Source organism: Mycobacterium sp., from assembly GCF_035314665.1.
GTDB lineage: Bacteria > Actinomycetota > Actinomycetes > Mycobacteriales > Mycobacteriaceae > Mycobacterium.
In genome coordinates this window covers 18,091-32,341 of record NZ_DATFZD010000106.1, presented here as the reverse complement: position 1 = coordinate 32,341, position 14,251 = coordinate 18,091, and the positions used below count along the sequence as shown (strand labels likewise).

At 63.5% G+C, this 14,251-nt stretch carries 13 protein-coding genes; 7 read left to right on the top strand and 6 right to left on the bottom strand.

Going from position 1 to position 14,251, the window contains the following annotated elements:
• The coding region (locus VKI00_RS08160) for a glycosyl hydrolase family 65 protein (RefSeq protein ID WP_324436597.1) at window positions 1-382 on the top strand (382 nt) is incomplete at its 5' end.
• 18 nt (window positions 383-400) lie between these two features.
• Here VKI00_RS08160 and VKI00_RS08155 read toward each other — a convergent pair.
• From VKI00_RS08155 to VKI00_RS08135, 5 genes are all read right to left on the bottom strand, one after another.
• Entirely contained in the window at window positions 401-1,261 is an 861-nt protein-coding gene (locus VKI00_RS08155) for an SDR family oxidoreductase (RefSeq protein WP_324436596.1), read from the bottom strand.
• A 196-nt stretch (window positions 1,262-1,457) separates the two neighbouring features.
• Entirely contained in the window at window positions 1,458-2,936 is a 1,479-nt protein-coding gene (locus VKI00_RS08150; protein WP_324436594.1) for an aldehyde dehydrogenase family protein, read from the bottom strand.
• A gap of 10 nt (window positions 2,937-2,946) precedes the next feature.
• Window positions 2,947-3,816 carry an esterase/lipase family protein gene (locus tag VKI00_RS08145; RefSeq protein ID WP_324436592.1) on the bottom strand — a complete coding sequence of 290 codons (870 nt, stop codon included), beginning with the start codon at window positions 3,814-3,816 and terminating at the stop codon, window positions 2,947-2,949.
• A 96-nt stretch (window positions 3,817-3,912) separates the two neighbouring features.
• Window positions 3,913-5,574: an AMP-binding protein gene (locus VKI00_RS08140; protein WP_324436590.1), complete on the bottom strand. Its 1,662-nt coding sequence runs from the start codon at window positions 5,572-5,574 to the stop codon at window positions 3,913-3,915.
• Window positions 5,575-6,139: 565 nt separating this feature from the next.
• On the bottom strand, window positions 6,140-7,000 hold the full coding sequence (locus VKI00_RS08135; protein ID WP_324436588.1) for an acyl-CoA thioesterase: 861 nt from the start codon (window positions 6,998-7,000) through the stop codon (window positions 6,140-6,142).
• Window positions 7,001-7,167: 167 nt separating this feature from the next.
• Here VKI00_RS08135 and VKI00_RS08130 point away from each other — a divergent pair, with 167 nt between their 5' ends.
• From VKI00_RS08130 to VKI00_RS08115, 4 genes are all read left to right on the top strand, one after another.
• Window positions 7,168-7,671 carry a hypothetical protein gene (locus tag VKI00_RS08130; RefSeq protein WP_324436586.1) on the top strand — a complete coding sequence of 168 codons (504 nt, stop codon included), beginning with the start codon at window positions 7,168-7,170 and terminating at the stop codon, window positions 7,669-7,671.
• Window positions 7,672-7,758: 87 nt separating this feature from the next.
• Window positions 7,759-8,469, top strand: a complete 711-nt coding sequence (locus VKI00_RS08125; protein ID WP_324436584.1) for an AMP-binding protein — start codon at window positions 7,759-7,761, stop codon at window positions 8,467-8,469.
• The gene (locus tag VKI00_RS08120) at window positions 8,466-9,206 is read left to right on the top strand and encodes a fatty acid--CoA ligase family protein (protein ID WP_324436583.1); all 741 of its coding nucleotides are present in this window, start codon (window positions 8,466-8,468) and stop codon (window positions 9,204-9,206) included. Before VKI00_RS08125 ends, VKI00_RS08120 begins: the two co-directional genes overlap by 4 nt.
• Before the next feature lie 268 nt (window positions 9,207-9,474).
• Complete coding sequence (locus tag VKI00_RS08115) at window positions 9,475-9,717, top strand: fibronectin-binding protein (protein ID WP_324436581.1); 243 nt, start codon at window positions 9,475-9,477, stop codon at window positions 9,715-9,717.
• Between the two features lie 39 nt (window positions 9,718-9,756).
• Here the strand turns inward: VKI00_RS08115 and VKI00_RS08110 are convergent, their stop codons facing one another.
• On the bottom strand, window positions 9,757-10,572 hold the full coding sequence (locus VKI00_RS08110) for a mycofactocin-coupled SDR family oxidoreductase (protein WP_324436599.1): 816 nt from the start codon (window positions 10,570-10,572) through the stop codon (window positions 9,757-9,759).
• A gap of 368 nt (window positions 10,573-10,940) precedes the next feature.
• On the opposite strand from VKI00_RS08110, the gene VKI00_RS08105 reads away from it, so the two are divergent.
• Both VKI00_RS08105 and VKI00_RS08100 read left to right on the top strand, forming a co-directional pair.
• Window positions 10,941-11,687 (top strand): ABC transporter ATP-binding protein, encoded by a 747-nt coding sequence (locus tag VKI00_RS08105; protein WP_324436579.1) that lies wholly within the window; start codon window positions 10,941-10,943, stop codon window positions 11,685-11,687.
• Complete coding sequence (locus tag VKI00_RS08100) at window positions 11,663-14,203, top strand: ABC transporter permease (protein WP_324436577.1); 2,541 nt, start codon at window positions 11,663-11,665, stop codon at window positions 14,201-14,203. Before VKI00_RS08105 ends, VKI00_RS08100 begins: the two co-directional genes overlap by 25 nt.
• Window positions 14,204-14,251: the final 48 nt, after the last annotated feature.

Genomic DNA, 14,251 nt, shown 5'->3' with positions numbered 1-14,251 from the left:
ATGGGTGCTGGCCAGGGCCAACCGCGATCGCGCGATGGAATTCTTCCAACAGGTGCTGAATTCCGACGTCGCCGACATCCAGGGCGGCACCACCTCCGAAGGCATCCACCTCGCGGCAATGGCGGGGAGCGTCGATCTCGTGCAGCGGTGCTTCACCGGGCTGGAAACCCGCGCAGATCGCCTCATTCTCAGCCCGAATTGGCCGGAAACACTTGGGGTTTTAGCCTTCCCGATCCACTACCGCGGTCTGCATCTGCACCTGCGGGTCAGCGGAAAGGGTGTGATCATCAGCGTGGATCCCCGTGAAGTTCAGGGTGTCGAAGTCGAATGCCATGGGCACAGGAAGCGGCTGGCTCCCGGAACCACCACCCGGTTCCCCTGAAGACCCAAGGGCGTGCGGCTAGGCCTTGTCGATGTAGGTCTGCATCAGCTTCTTGACGAGCCCGGTGTTGTAGATCTTCAGTGCGACAGGCATATTCTGCAGATCTCTCTTGAGCTTCAACAGCTTGAGCGTTTCGTCACCGTAGTCGACCATCAATCTGCAGCCGGTGATGAACGAGGCCATATTGCTGTTCAGGAACACCAGCGGCTCGGCCATTTCCCGGGGTTCTGCCAATCTGCCGGCGATGCCCGTCTGTTTGATGAGGTTCTCCTCCGAACCGACCAGCTGGGCGAACTCATCGCGCATGCCCGTGTTGGTGCTGGCGGGCAGCACCACATTGACCCTGATGCCCTTTTCGGCAAAGTGGACCATTTTGCTTGCAGCATAAGCATTCATACACCGCTTGGACAAGACGTAGGCAAAGGGTCTGAACCCGTCCGCGGGCGCTGTCTTGTGCAGTTCCGCGGTCATCGCCTCCCAGTTCTGGGCCTCGAGAAGCTTCTTGTACTCCCACCTGTACCCCTTCCAGTGGGTACCGCCGGTGGAGGTGATGTAGGCGATCGCGCCGCCGCGGACCACCCGGCTGTCCAGGTACTGCTCGGTTATGTACTTGTTGGCGATGTAGTTCACCGTCACGGTCGTGTGATAGTCGGTCTTCACACCCGATAGTCCGGCAACGCCGAAGAACTTGTCGATCCGGTCCGGGAGGTTCTTGAAGGCGTGATCGATGGCTGCTTTCTCACTCAGATCGACCTGGACGAAAGCGGCGATGCCCGGAGTGGTGACCTCGTTGGCATCGAGTGCGTACACCGTCGCGCCCAAGTCCACGAGCATTTCGGTCGCTGCCTTGCCCATACCGGAAGCGGCGCCGGTGATCACACACACCGTGTCCGCATATCCTAAATAGTCTTTCATCTCTCACCTTCCATCCGTGCAGGATCAATTGCGGCATCAGACAAAGCGGGCGGAATGAGAGACCGGCAGCGACTGCCCGGCAGTGACCGCCAGGCAAATCAGATGCAACGCATTGCGGATCGCCACCCGGGTCCCCACCCGCCGACACAGGGCGGTTGCCTCACAGAAACATCATGACGGCCTTCGGCCGCGTGAACTCACGGATGGCCTCGATGCCCCCGAGCCGGCCGAATCCGCTGTGCTTGACGCCGCCGAATGGCAGCCCGGGTGTCGGGCCTGCCGATGGCAAGCCATTGACATAGACCATCCCGCTCTCGATCTCCTCCGCCATGCGATGCACACGCCCGACGTCGTTGGAGTAGACATAGGCGCCCAGCCCGTATTGTGAGTCGTTGGCGATACGCAGCGCGTCTGCCTCAGCGTCGAAGCGCATGATGGACAGCACCGGGCCGAAAATCTCTTCACGGGCGATCGGCGCAGAGTGGTCGACATCAGCGAACAGCGTTGGTGCGATGAAATATCCGTCGGCCAACTCCCCTCCTGCCCGCTCCCCGCCGGCAACCAGCTTGCCCTCGCCACGGTCGACCGCATCGGAAATCACGCCCAGGATGCGTTCGGATGCCGTCGCATTCACGACGGGTCCCATCATGGTCGCCTCCGCGAACGGGTCGCCGAGGACGATCGACGACGCCAGCGCGGTGGCCTTTTCGACGAACCGGTCATAGACCGAACCCTGAACCAAGAGCCGCGTGCCGAGGACGCAGCCCTGGCCGCCCATCGTGAAGCCGCCGCCGATCGTGCTGGCGACCGCGGCGTCGAGGTCGGCGTCGTCGAATATGATTGCCGGCGACTTGCCGCCAAGCTCCAGCGCAACGGGTTTCGGACCGCTCTCGGCCGCGGCGACCAGCACGTAGCGGGCACTTTTCGTGCTGCCCTCAAAGAACACCTTGTCGACGTCCGGGGAGCGAACCAGCGCTTCCCCGGTCTCTGGCGGTCCGGGCACGATGTTCACCACGCCGGGCGGGAAACCGGCTTCCAGGAACAGCTTTCCCAGGCGCAGGATGGCGTAGGGCGCCATATGGGAGGGCTTGACGACAATGGTGTTTCCCGCGGCAAGCACCGGACCGAGCACCATGCTGGCGGCGATGATCGGGGCGTTGAACGGTGTCATCGCTCCCACCACACCGTAGGGCTCGTCTCGGGTGTAAGCATGCACGGGACGGCCCTGGTCGGCCGGGCGGATCTCCCCGCCGATGCGGTCAACCCAAGCCGCGTTGTATTGCAGGAATTCAGCGGCCCACGCCGCCGCCACATCGCTTGCGGTTTTCGGTGTACCCGCGTCAACCGTGGTGAGGCTGCCAAGCACATCAGTGTCGTTGCGGACCAGGTCGGCGACCCTGAGCATCAGGCGCCGGCGCTCGTTCGTCGACATGGCCTTCCAGACAACCAGCGCCTCACGGGCGGCCCTGGTGGCCATCTCGACTTCGTGGGGTCCGCCCAGGGGCACCCGTTTGGTCAGGCGACCGGTGGCCGCATAGGCATGCTCGTATTCGCCGCCCGACCCGTCCGTGACGACGCGATCGCCGATCAGCGCGCCGGGTTCAGGCAGCAGGTGCAGGGGCGGTGGGCTGATCGACACCGTGTCCTCCTCAGGTGTTCGGGTTGTCACGGTCGTTTTGCGCCAACTCGTCATCGCCGGGAGGCGACCACGAAACCGCTGGCAGATACCAGCGGCTCAACAGCGGGATCGGAGTGAACGGCTTCCAGGTGTCATCCGGCTGCGCCAGCCGATCCAGAATGACCGCGAGCGCCGCGGGATTGGCGCCGATCCCCGAGTGGGTGCCCCATACCGCGACGTTCTCGGCCCGGGGGTTAGGGGCGCCTGGTCCGGTCTGGTCGATACTCAGCTGCCACGGCGCGACACCATCGTTGGGGCTGTAGATCGACGTCGCCGGCACCATCAGCGGCGGCCGGTGATGCTCGTGAACCCACAACAGATCCAGCTCCGGTGAGTGCTCTTGGACAAATCGATCCCACCGCTCCCGCCCGAACGGTGCGAATCGGTCACTTTCGACCATGCGGAAAGGGCTGCCGAGCGAAATGACTTGGCGGATCTTGTCGGGTTTGTCCCGGGCCAGCGTGCGACCGTAGATGCCGCCCAGGCTCCACCCGATAATGGTGATCTTCGCGTCATGCAGCGCGTAGAGCTCGTCAACCCGGGCGCGCATGCCGGCCAGCTTCTCCTCGTTGGCCCCCAGGTTGCGGCCCAGTCCCCAGCCGTGGGCGTCATACCCGTGCCCGCGCAGGCCCCAGCGCAAAATCGCGGTCAACCCGTCGCCGACCAGCCCTCCCGGCAGGCACAGAATCGCATGGGGTGGTCCCAATGGATACACCTTGCGCAACCGCGGAGCCATTGCGAAGTAGCTCGCATACTCCACAGGAAACCGCAGCTCCATCAGTCGCTGCCGCAAGGTGAACGGGCCGACCGGCGGGCGTCCCGGGACTATCGCCTGGTTCATCGCGCTCCTTTGTTCTTCAGCTTGCAGACGGCGGCGCGGTGTAGCTTGCTGAAGCGTTGTGCGGCATGAAGGCGTCACGGACGGACAACTGCAGCACTATCGCCTCTGCACCGTCACGTCGGACTTCTCACGGTCCCAGGTCGCCTCCGTGGCGCCTTCCTTGCGGAGGACATGTTTGAGGACTTTGCCCGTCGGTGTCAGGGGCAGTTGATCGCGGAACTCGATGAACCGTGGCAGAGCGAAGTAAGGCAGTTTGTCGACGGCCCACTCGAACAGGTCCCTGGGCGTTACGAGCTCGCCGTCGGCACGCAGCACAACTGTCACCTTGACCTCGTCCTCGCTGAGTTCGGACGGGACGGCATGCACCGCGGCGTCGGCGATGGATGGATGGTTGAGGAACACCTCCTCGACCGCCTGGCTGGAAATGTTCTCGCCGCGGCGGCGCAGGTAGTCTTCCTTGCGGTCCACGAAGTGCAGCCAGCCGTCGGCGTCGAATTTGCCGAGGTCACCGGTGTGCAGCCAGAGGTTGTGCATCACCTTCAACGTTGCCTCGGGCCGACGCCAGTAGCCTTCGAACATCACATGGGGCCGTGTCGGGCGGCACACGATCTCGCCGACCTGGCCGGTCGGTACGTCATGGTCGTCGTCGTCGAAAATTCGCACCTCGAAGTCGTCATTGGGTCGGCCCGCACTGGCCACCGGTGCCTGCTCACCGGGCCGCGGGCACGCGATGAACGTTGCCTCGGACTGTGCGTAGACCTGGCCGGCCACCAACTGCGCGCCGAAGCGTTCCCGGAAGATCTGCGCGAGCTCCGCGGTCACGGGATTCGCGCCCATCACGCGAAGCTGTCCGCGGCAGCGTTGCATCTCCGGGGACTCGGGCATGGTCGCCACCAGCGGCGCCATCGCACCGATCAGGTTGGCCTCGGTGGCCCCGGTGCGTTCGATCTCCGACCAGAAATTCGACAATGAAAAGTGCTGCAGCAGCGCCGCGCGCGCACCGACCTGAGCGGTGGCCAGCACGACCACCGCCGTCGCCATCAGATGAAACAGCGGCATCGGCGACCAGACCACCGTGTTCGCGGTCCGCTCGAACATCACGTTGCTGCGCCGCGCCACGTTGCAGTAGTAGTTGTGGCTTGACATGCAGCCCTTAGCCGGACCGGTGGTCCCCGATGTGTAGATCAAGATGGCCAGGTCCTCAGGGCGGACCGTGTGGGGGGTGAAATCGGTGCCGTCGCGACGAATGTCGGTGACCGGCGCGACCCGGATGTCTGGCTTGGTGCGGTCCGGCAAGTCCCCCCGGTACAGCAATGTGGCAAGGTTGCTGACGCCATCGGCGACGTCGAGAATCCTTTCGGCATAGCCGGATTCGGCCACCACGATTTTCGCTGCAGAGTCGTCAAGCTGGTGGCGCAGAAACTCGCCTTTGTTTGCCGTGTTGACCGGGACCGAGATCGCGCCCAGGAAATTGATTCCGAACCACAGCGTGACCGCGTCGATGTGGTTGTCCAGGACCGTGGCCACCGTGTCGCCGCGTCGCACGCCGGCGTCTGCCAGTCCCGCGGCGTAGGCGAGGGCGCGTAGATACACCTGCTGGTAGGTCCAGGTCTCGCCGGAGAAATCCAGGTATATCCGATCGGGCCAGCTCTCGGCGGCGCGGCGGATCACGTCGTTGATCGTGTCCGTCTCGCCAGTGCCGAGCCAACTGCAAAACTGCTGTCCGGGCGCGGCCTGACTCCGATCCTTCTCACGCATAGTCGTCTCTTCCCTGGTCACTACGTTGTCGGCCCTCCTTGACAAGGTCCGCAGGGTCCCGAACCCAAATGCCATGGGCCAGCACCGCGGTGGTCACCATAGCCCTCCTAGGCGGCAGCACGCTGCGACATCGTCGATCCTTGCGGTCCAAGTTTCGTGTGACAGAGAACTGCCACACTACGCGTCACAAATGCCGCTGACGGCGTTTTCGGCGAGACGGCCCGCCCACCGCCGGGACGGTCTGCGGGGTGATTCCGCCAGGGTGTGACATCTCCGTTTGACATCGCCCGATGTCTGGCTCGTGGGTCGGCTCCGGCTGGGCGTCCCAGCTGTCTTCTGGTTCCACCCCAAAGTTGTCGGGTGCGTTTCACGACGCGAGAGGGGACGCGACAGTCCGCTGCGGGCACCACACGTCGGGTGAACGCTCAACGTGCCCTCATGCCGGGAAAACAGGGGTTGCGTGTTGCCGTGTCGGTGAACGGTTAGCGACGCCACGTTGATGACTCGGGGCAGGCCGTAGGCGAGCCTTTGTCAGTCAGCTGCCACTTCAAGCCACCCGTGCCGGTCAACCCGTGCTGAGCCGTTTGCGGAAGTAGCCCTCTTGGGTCGCCCTGCAGACCAGCGCTCCGTCGCGGTTATAGACGGTGCCGGTCGCCAGCGCGCGACCGCCGACGCCGCTGGGCGAGTGCTGATCGTAGAACAGCCAGTCTGAGAAGTCGGCGCGCCGGTGGAACCACACAGCGTGGTCCAGCAACGCGGAAACACCGGTTCCCATCGGCGCCTTACGCATCGCCGTCATCGCGCACTCGAGCAGCGTCAGCGCAGTCAGGTAGGTGAGTACACAACTGTTGACGACCTCGTCGTCGGGAACCACGCCATCGGCGCGAAGCCATATCCGGCTCACCGAAGACGGAGAACCGGTGCGATCGAGCGCGATTCGCGGCGGCGGTTCGACGTAACGCATTTCGAACGCGCGTGGCCGTACCCACCAACCGTCGAATTCGCCTGCGTACGGCGCCAGCTGCTGCTCGACCCGCACCAGGGTTTCGGGTGCAGGCGCGTCCGGCATGCCGTCCTGGTATTCGACGTTGTCGACGTCCCTAGTGAACGACGCAATCGCCTCCATCAGGACCTCACCACCTTGGGCTGCGGTTACCCTGCGGGCAGAGAACGTGCCGCCGTCACGCAGCCTGCTGACGTAGAAATGCACGGGATAGCGGGCGTCCCCGAGCCTCAGGAAGTACAGGTGCAGGCTGTGCGGCCGCCGGCCCGCGACGGTCTTGCTCGCCGCGAGCAGGGCCTGCGCGGCGATTTGGCCGCCCACGATGTGGTGGTTCGGCGGATCGGGCTGGCTGCCCTCGAACGCGTCGTTTCCCATCTCGGTGAGGTCGAGCAGGTTCAGCAGTTCGGTCACCGTGGCAAGCATGCTGACAACGTAATCAGGTCTCTACGCCGGGTCGCCTAAATGTGTCTCCGCGGTAGCAATGCGACTACGCCTACGCGTCCTGTCCTGTCCGATGAACATTTCTTGACACCTTTGTGCTACGACCGGACGATCTGTGCAGCCCGCGAGGCATGAAAGGTGGTGCGGCTATGAGGGGTGGTCCGTCGATCAAGCACCTCGACGACGTTCCGGCCGAGGAGATGCTGCGGTACGAATTCGATGACGGTCGTACGGCGTCGATCTGGGAGAAGTGGATCGAGATGTCGCCGCGATATTTCGCGTTCTGGAACAAGTGGGATCCGGGAGCCATCTCACCTCGGCATGGTCATACCGGCGATCACAGCAACTTCATCCTGTCGGGTGAGCTTCGCTGCGGTGACGTGGTCTGCGGGCCGGGCACGCACATCATGCTCGAGTGGGGTGATGTGTTCGGCCCATGGGAGGCCGGCCCGGAAGGCTGTGAGTTGTACGGATTCATCGCCGGCGAGGGGCCGGCGTTCAACGGGGACACCGCGGCCTACGAAGCTCTGCTGAAGGAACGCGGCGCCCGGATCGTGCCGACGCCGATGCCAAAGCGGCTCCCACCGTGGATCGTTGCCAAGCTCGGAGGTAGCTTCACGTCCTCCGTGACAAGGTGGGATTCCGAGGTTTGACAACCGATCTGGGTCTGCGCTCCAGGTACGCGCCGACGCGCGACGCGGCTGGTTCTGTCGCGTCGCTCGAGCACTCCTAGAACGCGCATGACGTGGTTGGAACGGATCAGCGACGTCCATGCCGGCAGCGACAGGCTGGCCGTGGCCGACGCGTCCGGGGCCGTCACGGGCCGGGAGCTGATCGGCAAGGCGGTCGCTGCCGCAGAGTATTTGACCGCCCTGGACGTCGCAGACGGCTGTGCGGTGCCGGCACTACTCACCACCAACGCAGACGCGTTGGCGTTGTTGATCGGCGGTGCGGCCGCCAACATGCCATTGGCGCCGTTGGGCCCGAGGCTGACGGTGGGCGAACTTGCCGTGATGGTACGTGGCTCGGGCTCGGATGTACTGCTGACGGAACCGCCGTTCGTCGAAACGGCACAACGGGTTGCCGCAGCGACGGATGCGCGCGTGTTTGCGTTGCCGGCTTTGCCGGTGTCGCGGTCAGGCCTGTCGGCCACCGCGGAAGGTGTGGCCTTCTACCTCCACACCGCAGGCACCACGGGAGGACCGAAACGGGTTGCGTTCACGCAGGACGTGTTGTCCGCGCGCACCGAAGTGCTGAGCGCGCTAATCGGGTTCGGGCCGGACCATCGCTTCGCGACCGGTTCGCCGTTGCACCACCTCGGCGGACTGGGGAACACCCTCGTTGCGGTGTCGATGGGCGCGGCGGTGCTGCCGACGACGCGGTCAGCCTCGAATGGTGGCGCGGCCTGCGCCGGCTCGGCGCGACGCATTGCCTGCTGGTGCCCACGATGATCGAGATGCTGCTAGCCGAAAACCTGCTCGATGCCGTGGGATTGCGGACGCTGATCTACGGTGCCTCACCGATCACACCCGAGACCTTGCGCCGGTTGTTAACGCTGATGCCCGGCGTGCGGCTGTTCAACCTGTTCGGGCAAACTGAGGGCAGCCCTATCACATGCCTGGACGCCGATGATCACCGCCGTGCGGCCGCGGGAGAGCCTCATCTGCTGAACACGGTTGGGCGCCCGGTCCCGGGCCTGCGGTTGCGGTTGGACCAGCCGGATGCGTCGGGAGTCGGTGAGGTGCTCGCCGCTGCACCGCACCTTTCGGTACACGGCCCCGACGGTTGGCTGCACACCGGCGATCTGGGAACGATCGACGCCGACGGCTACCTCCACCTGGTGGGGCGGCGGCACGACATGGTCATCCGCGGCGGAGAAAACGTGTATCCGGTGGAGATCGAAAACGTTCTTGCCGCCCATCCCGGTGTCGCAGCCGTCGGCGTGGTCGGTGTGCCCGATCCCCACCTCGGTGAGAACCTGGCGGCCTTCGTCGTTCCGGCCGACCCATCGCATCCGCCGCAGGCGGCAGGACTGCGATCGTTTGCACGCGCGAGACTGGCCGGATTCAAAGTGCCGGCGCACTGGTACACGATTGATGCGCTGCCGCAGAACAGCGCCGGGAAAGTGGTGCGGAAAGCACTGTGCGATCTACATCTTCAGCTCAGGCTTCACCGCCTGAGAAGTTGAAAAAGCGATACGCGTCGTTTCCGACGGTTTCTATCCGCCACGCGATTGGCACGGGGCTACCGCCCCTTCCGATAGTCACTTCATGCTCTCCCGCGCCGGCGTTGTCTGCCGGTGAGTTCCCTTCAAGACCTACCGAATCGAATCCGTTGGGCGGTCGATACGGTTGCAATTGTTCGCTCGGGACAGTGACGGCGCCCGGCTCCGGCAAACGCGGCCCACGCCCGCACGGGCAATGGAATACTACGGGCGACCGCGTTGAAGGAGTCGCATGTCGATCATTCGGAAGACGACCATCGCCGCCGTGGGAGCCGTCGCGGCGGCCATCTATCTGGCCGCACCCGCGAGTGCCGATCCCAACGTCTCACCCTGCGGACTTGCCTTCGTTCCGTTCTGCGCGCTCATCCCTGTGTTGCCCGACCTCGACCACGACGTCGATCTGACGAAAGACCCCGGCGCTGTCAGTGGCGCCGGTGGTGACCTTCAGCCAGGCACCGGGTATAGCGGAGGTTAACAAGGCGCCCACGGCGCGGATGTGCTGATTAGCGGTCGACTATCGGACCGCGAATCCGGCGTCGAGCGGCCAGGCAGTGCCGGTGATGAAGTTCGCCTCGTCGGACACGAGGAAGGCGACCGCGCTGGCAATGTCCTCGGGCATCAGGACCGGAATGGGCAATGCGTTCTGCATCTGTTCGAGCGATCCGTCACTTTCCGCTATCAGCTTTTGCATGGCTTCGTTCATCACCATGCCTGTCGCGACCCCGGTGGGGTGGATCGTGTTGACCCGGATCGAGTGCTTGGCCAGGTCATTCGCCCACACCTGCATCAGGCCGACCAGCCCGCGCTTGGCCGCCGTGTAGGCCTGCCCGCCGGCCTTGTCCGTGCCGGTGCCCTTCAGCCCCGCGCTGGAGCTGGTGATGACGATCGATCCGCCGCGGCCACCGTCGATAAGCGCCGGAATGGCAGCCCGCACCGTGTTCCAGACGCCGATCAGGTTCACGTCGACGATGTCGCGGAAAACTTGCCGATCGTCACCGCCGTGAGAAAGACGAATGATGCCCGCATTGGCGATCACTATGTCCAGACGTCCAAACTCAGCCAGCCCTTCGGACAGGGTCTTCTCGACGGCATCGGCGTCCCGGGTGTCGGCCTGTCGCGCCACGATGCAGCCGCCGGCCCCCTCGACGAGTTTCGCCGTCTCTTCGAGATCCAACGGCGTGGCGTTGGGGTAATCCATCGAGGCGATGTCGGCGCAGATGTCCAGCGCGATGATGTCGGCACCATCGGATGCCAATCGGACCGCATGTGCACGGCCCTGCCCGCGAGCGGCTCCGGTGATGAACGCGACCCTGCCGTCCAGACGACCCATGTTGAACTCCTTATCCCCTTGGAAGCGCGTATTCGATACAGCAATGTGACAGTCTACTGCCAGTGCGGTGCCAGCCACGCGCGAGACGAAAAAAGCTGCCAGGCACCACGGCGCGCACCCGTAGTGGTCGGCGGCGATGGCGAATGTGAGCATAAGCGGATGTCATCGCTCGACCCGGCCGATCATTGACTATGACAGTTCACTGCCATAGAGTGTTTCGCCAGCCAGCTATCGTACGCAATGCTGCACCACGCGCCACGAAGAAATCCCACGTGTCTATCCGATCGTGCAGGTGTGGTCCGCATTCGGCCCGGCCCGCTGTAGCAAGCGCATTCCGTCCGCCCCGGGTTTAAGATGAGAATGTGGGAGTGGGCGGCGGCGATGCTCGCCGTACCGCTGTTCTTGAAGCGCGAAACCTCTGCAAGTCGTTTGGCCGCGGGGCCACCGTAACGCCGGTCCTCAAAAACATTTATTTGCAAATATTCCGGGGCGAGTTCGTGGCGTTGGTCGGACCTTCGGGTTCGGGCAAGTCGACATTGCTGAGCATTCTCGGATTGCTGGAGCCTCCGACGAGCGGCGATGTTCTGATCAACCACAAGAGTGTGGCCGAGCTGTCTGGCCGGCAGTTGGCCCGCGTCCGCAGTCGCACAACAGGGTACGTATTCCAGTCGTTCAATCTGCTCGCCGGGCTAACCGTTGCCGAGAATGTGATGCTTCCCAGTTTGCTAGCCGGTGAATCTGGCAGGGATCGGTATGACCGGGCACTCAGATTGTTGGATCAGTTCGGTGTCGTCGGGTTGGCCAACCGGGTGCCCGCGGAGTTGTCTGGTGGTGAGCAGCAGCGGGTGGCGATCGCGCGAGCGTTGTTCATGACGCCGGATGTGATACTCGCCGACGAACCCACAGGCAATTTAGACACCGAGAACGGTCGTAAGGTCATCGATGCCCTCGAAAGCCTCAATTCGTCAGGTCAAACGATCGTCCTCGTCACGCATGATCGGTCGATCGCCGCAAAAGCCCCTCGGCTCATTTCGCTTCTCGACGGTCGCATAGAATCAGACAGCAGCGCAATACAGGCAAGAAGCACAAGATGGCGATGGCGCCCCGGCGTTTAGCCGCGACTCTCAGCGTTCTGCGCATCATCAATCTCCGGGCTATCCGGCGGCATACACTGCGCGCGTTACTGGCCGCGCTTTCTCTCGGGGGTGGGGTGGCCGTTGCTGTCGCCGTGATGATCGAAACCACCAGCGTCCGCACCGCTATCGACGATGTCGGTTACCGAATTGCCGGCCCCGCGCCGTTGCGTATCGTTGGCGCGGCGACTCGGGGCGGCATCGAACCGGCGGTTATCAATACTGCCAGCCGTGTGCCGGGCGTGTCGGCGACAGTGCCCGTCATCCGTGCCGTGACGTTGGTACGCAACCGTGACCACGAAACATTCGTGCTGGCCCTGGGAATCGACTGTTCGGCCCAGTGGATCATCGATCCGAAGGTATGCCAACCCGGCCAACGAGAACCACCGATGTTGGCTACGTCGACCACGCTCGGCAGATCATTGAGCCCTTCCGCGACACTGGCGACGGACGTAGGGCAGCTGTCGATGCCTACGATTCAGCAAGTCCCACAACTGGATACCGTCAACAACGGGCGCGTTGTGGTGTTGCCACTCAGTACAGCAAAGGCACAATTCGCGCGATCTGACCGGGTCGACATCCTCTACGTGAGGGTGGCCGACAACTCGAGCGCATCGGCGGTGCGGGCACGCTTAGTCGACGCACTAGGGCCTGGATTCCACGTCCTCACTCGCCGGGACCCGGCCCGGGGATTCGACGTCAACACCGTACTTCTTCCGCTGCTAGGGATCTTCGCGCTCATCGCGGTCGGGGTAGGTGTCATCCTGATCGCCCAAATCACCCGCCTGTCCGTCGAGGAGCGGCGACGCGAGATCGCGATCGCCGCCGCCCTGGGCGCATCGCCGGTATCCGCTGTGACCGGATTCCTGGCTGAAGCTGCCCTGCTTGGAGCAGCCGGATCAGTCATCGGGATTCTCATCGGCATTGTCATCGCAAGGCCAGTCGTTGCGAGCGCCAGTGAGCTGACCCAATTGTTTGTTGGTGTCAATGTCCCGGTCGTGGTCGAACCGAGTGTCGTTGCGGTTGGACTGGGAACCGGGGTGCTCCTCGCGGTTCTTGCGGCGATAGTCCCCAGCCTGTCAGCGTCGAAAACCGCGATAGCGGGCGAACTCTCGGGCCGAGCCACCCACGAGTACACCAAATCACGAGGCATCTGGCCCAAAGCGGTGGCGATGCTCGCCATCGGTTTTGCCGGAGTTATCTCCGCGAGGCTGGCTACCACATCCGGCGGTCTCGAGCCTTGGCAGGCTGCGGTTACCAATGGCGGGGTCGTTATCGCCGTAATTGGATTGCTCTGGGCCGCAGCATATCTGAGCGCACTGGCGATCACCTCGATCCGGTCCCGACCTGACCGAGCGCACAGTGCAACGCTCACCGTAGCGCTGAGCGGACTCAGGGCCAACGGATCACGGACAACCGCGATTGCAGGCGCTGTCGCAGTACCCGTAGCCGCCGCGATACTGCTCTCTGGATTCCTTATCGCAATCAACCGCGGCGTCGGCGACGTGGCTCAATCACAGGCACACGGACGTCTGGTACTCACCACCACGCGATTTACCGACTTTGGGTCGATGGATGCCAAATTCTCCCGTGACACCGTAGCAAAGCTGGCGTCCTTACCGGGGGTTGACACCGTCGAGCGAATGGCAGAAATCGAGACCACGCTGGCGAATGGATCATTGGCTTTCGTACGAGCCGAGGATCGGCCGACCTTTCCTTTCCCAGTGCTCGCCGGGCAAGCCCCACAGGTCAGCATTGACGCAAATCGACTGGTCATCGGCAGCATACTCGCCCGCGAGAACGGTATTCGCATCGGCGACACGCTCCTTCTCGGAAGCGGACCAAAAGCTCGGAAAATGACCATCGGTACGATTCTGGCGACCCCTGAAGTGGGCGGGCGGAGGATTCAAATGCCATATCGCCTTGCCGACCAGCTTTTCGGTCCTGAGCCGGCGGATTTGGTTTTCCTCAAACCGAAGGCGGGATCTTCGCTTGAGCAGATTTCCGCAGAGATTAACTCCAGTCATTTCAACCAGCCTGTCAAGGTGGTGGACGCAGTGGGATATCGAACCGCCGTCGCCAGCGGCGAGGCTCGATTTCTCGCACCATTGAACACGCTCAAATACGGCCTCCTCGCTATCGCTTTCGTATCGGTGTCCGCAACCCTGGTGCTTGTCGGAATACGGCGTCGACGCGAGATAGCACTGATACAGGCGCTTGGGGCTACCCGATTCAAGGTCTTCGCCGTCACAACTTTCGAAGCCATCATCGCCAGCGCAGCGGGCGCCGTATTCAGCGCAGCGCTCTGCATTGCAATCATAGAAGCGGTTCGACGGGCTGCAATCGTCGATGTGGGTTCCGTTGCGCCGTTTATATTCCCATTTTTAGAAGCAATAAGATATGCCGCACTCGCCACGATGGCTGCGATACTCGCGGCGGTCATGCCCGCGTGGAGAAGCACGCAGGCAGCACCATCGACGGCACTGCGGGATGAGTAGTCCTTCCTCCGGCGGGCAAAGCGGATGGCATCAGAAGCGGAGCGGACG

Coding starts and splice junctions, on each gene's coding strand:
- VKI00_RS08140 (WP_324436590.1), bottom strand. CDS start 5,574: ATGCGTGAGAAGGATCGGAGTCAGGCCGCGCCCGGACAGCAGTTTTGC.
- VKI00_RS08115 (WP_324436581.1), top strand. CDS start 9,475: ATGTCGATCATTCGGAAGACGACCATCGCCGCCGTGGGAGCCGTCGCG.
- VKI00_RS08130 (WP_324436586.1), top strand. CDS start 7,168: ATGAGGGGTGGTCCGTCGATCAAGCACCTCGACGACGTTCCGGCCGAG.
- VKI00_RS08100 (WP_324436577.1), top strand. CDS start 11,663: ATGGCGATGGCGCCCCGGCGTTTAGCCGCGACTCTCAGCGTTCTGCGC.
- VKI00_RS08120 (WP_324436583.1), top strand. CDS start 8,466: ATGATCGAGATGCTGCTAGCCGAAAACCTGCTCGATGCCGTGGGATTG.
- VKI00_RS08125 (WP_324436584.1), top strand. CDS start 7,759: ATGACGTGGTTGGAACGGATCAGCGACGTCCATGCCGGCAGCGACAGG.
- VKI00_RS08135 (WP_324436588.1), bottom strand. CDS start 7,000: ATGCTTGCCACGGTGACCGAACTGCTGAACCTGCTCGACCTCACCGAG.
- VKI00_RS08145 (WP_324436592.1), bottom strand. CDS start 3,816: ATGAACCAGGCGATAGTCCCGGGACGCCCGCCGGTCGGCCCGTTCACC.
- VKI00_RS08110 (WP_324436599.1), bottom strand. CDS start 10,572: ATGGGTCGTCTGGACGGCAGGGTCGCGTTCATCACCGGAGCCGCTCGC.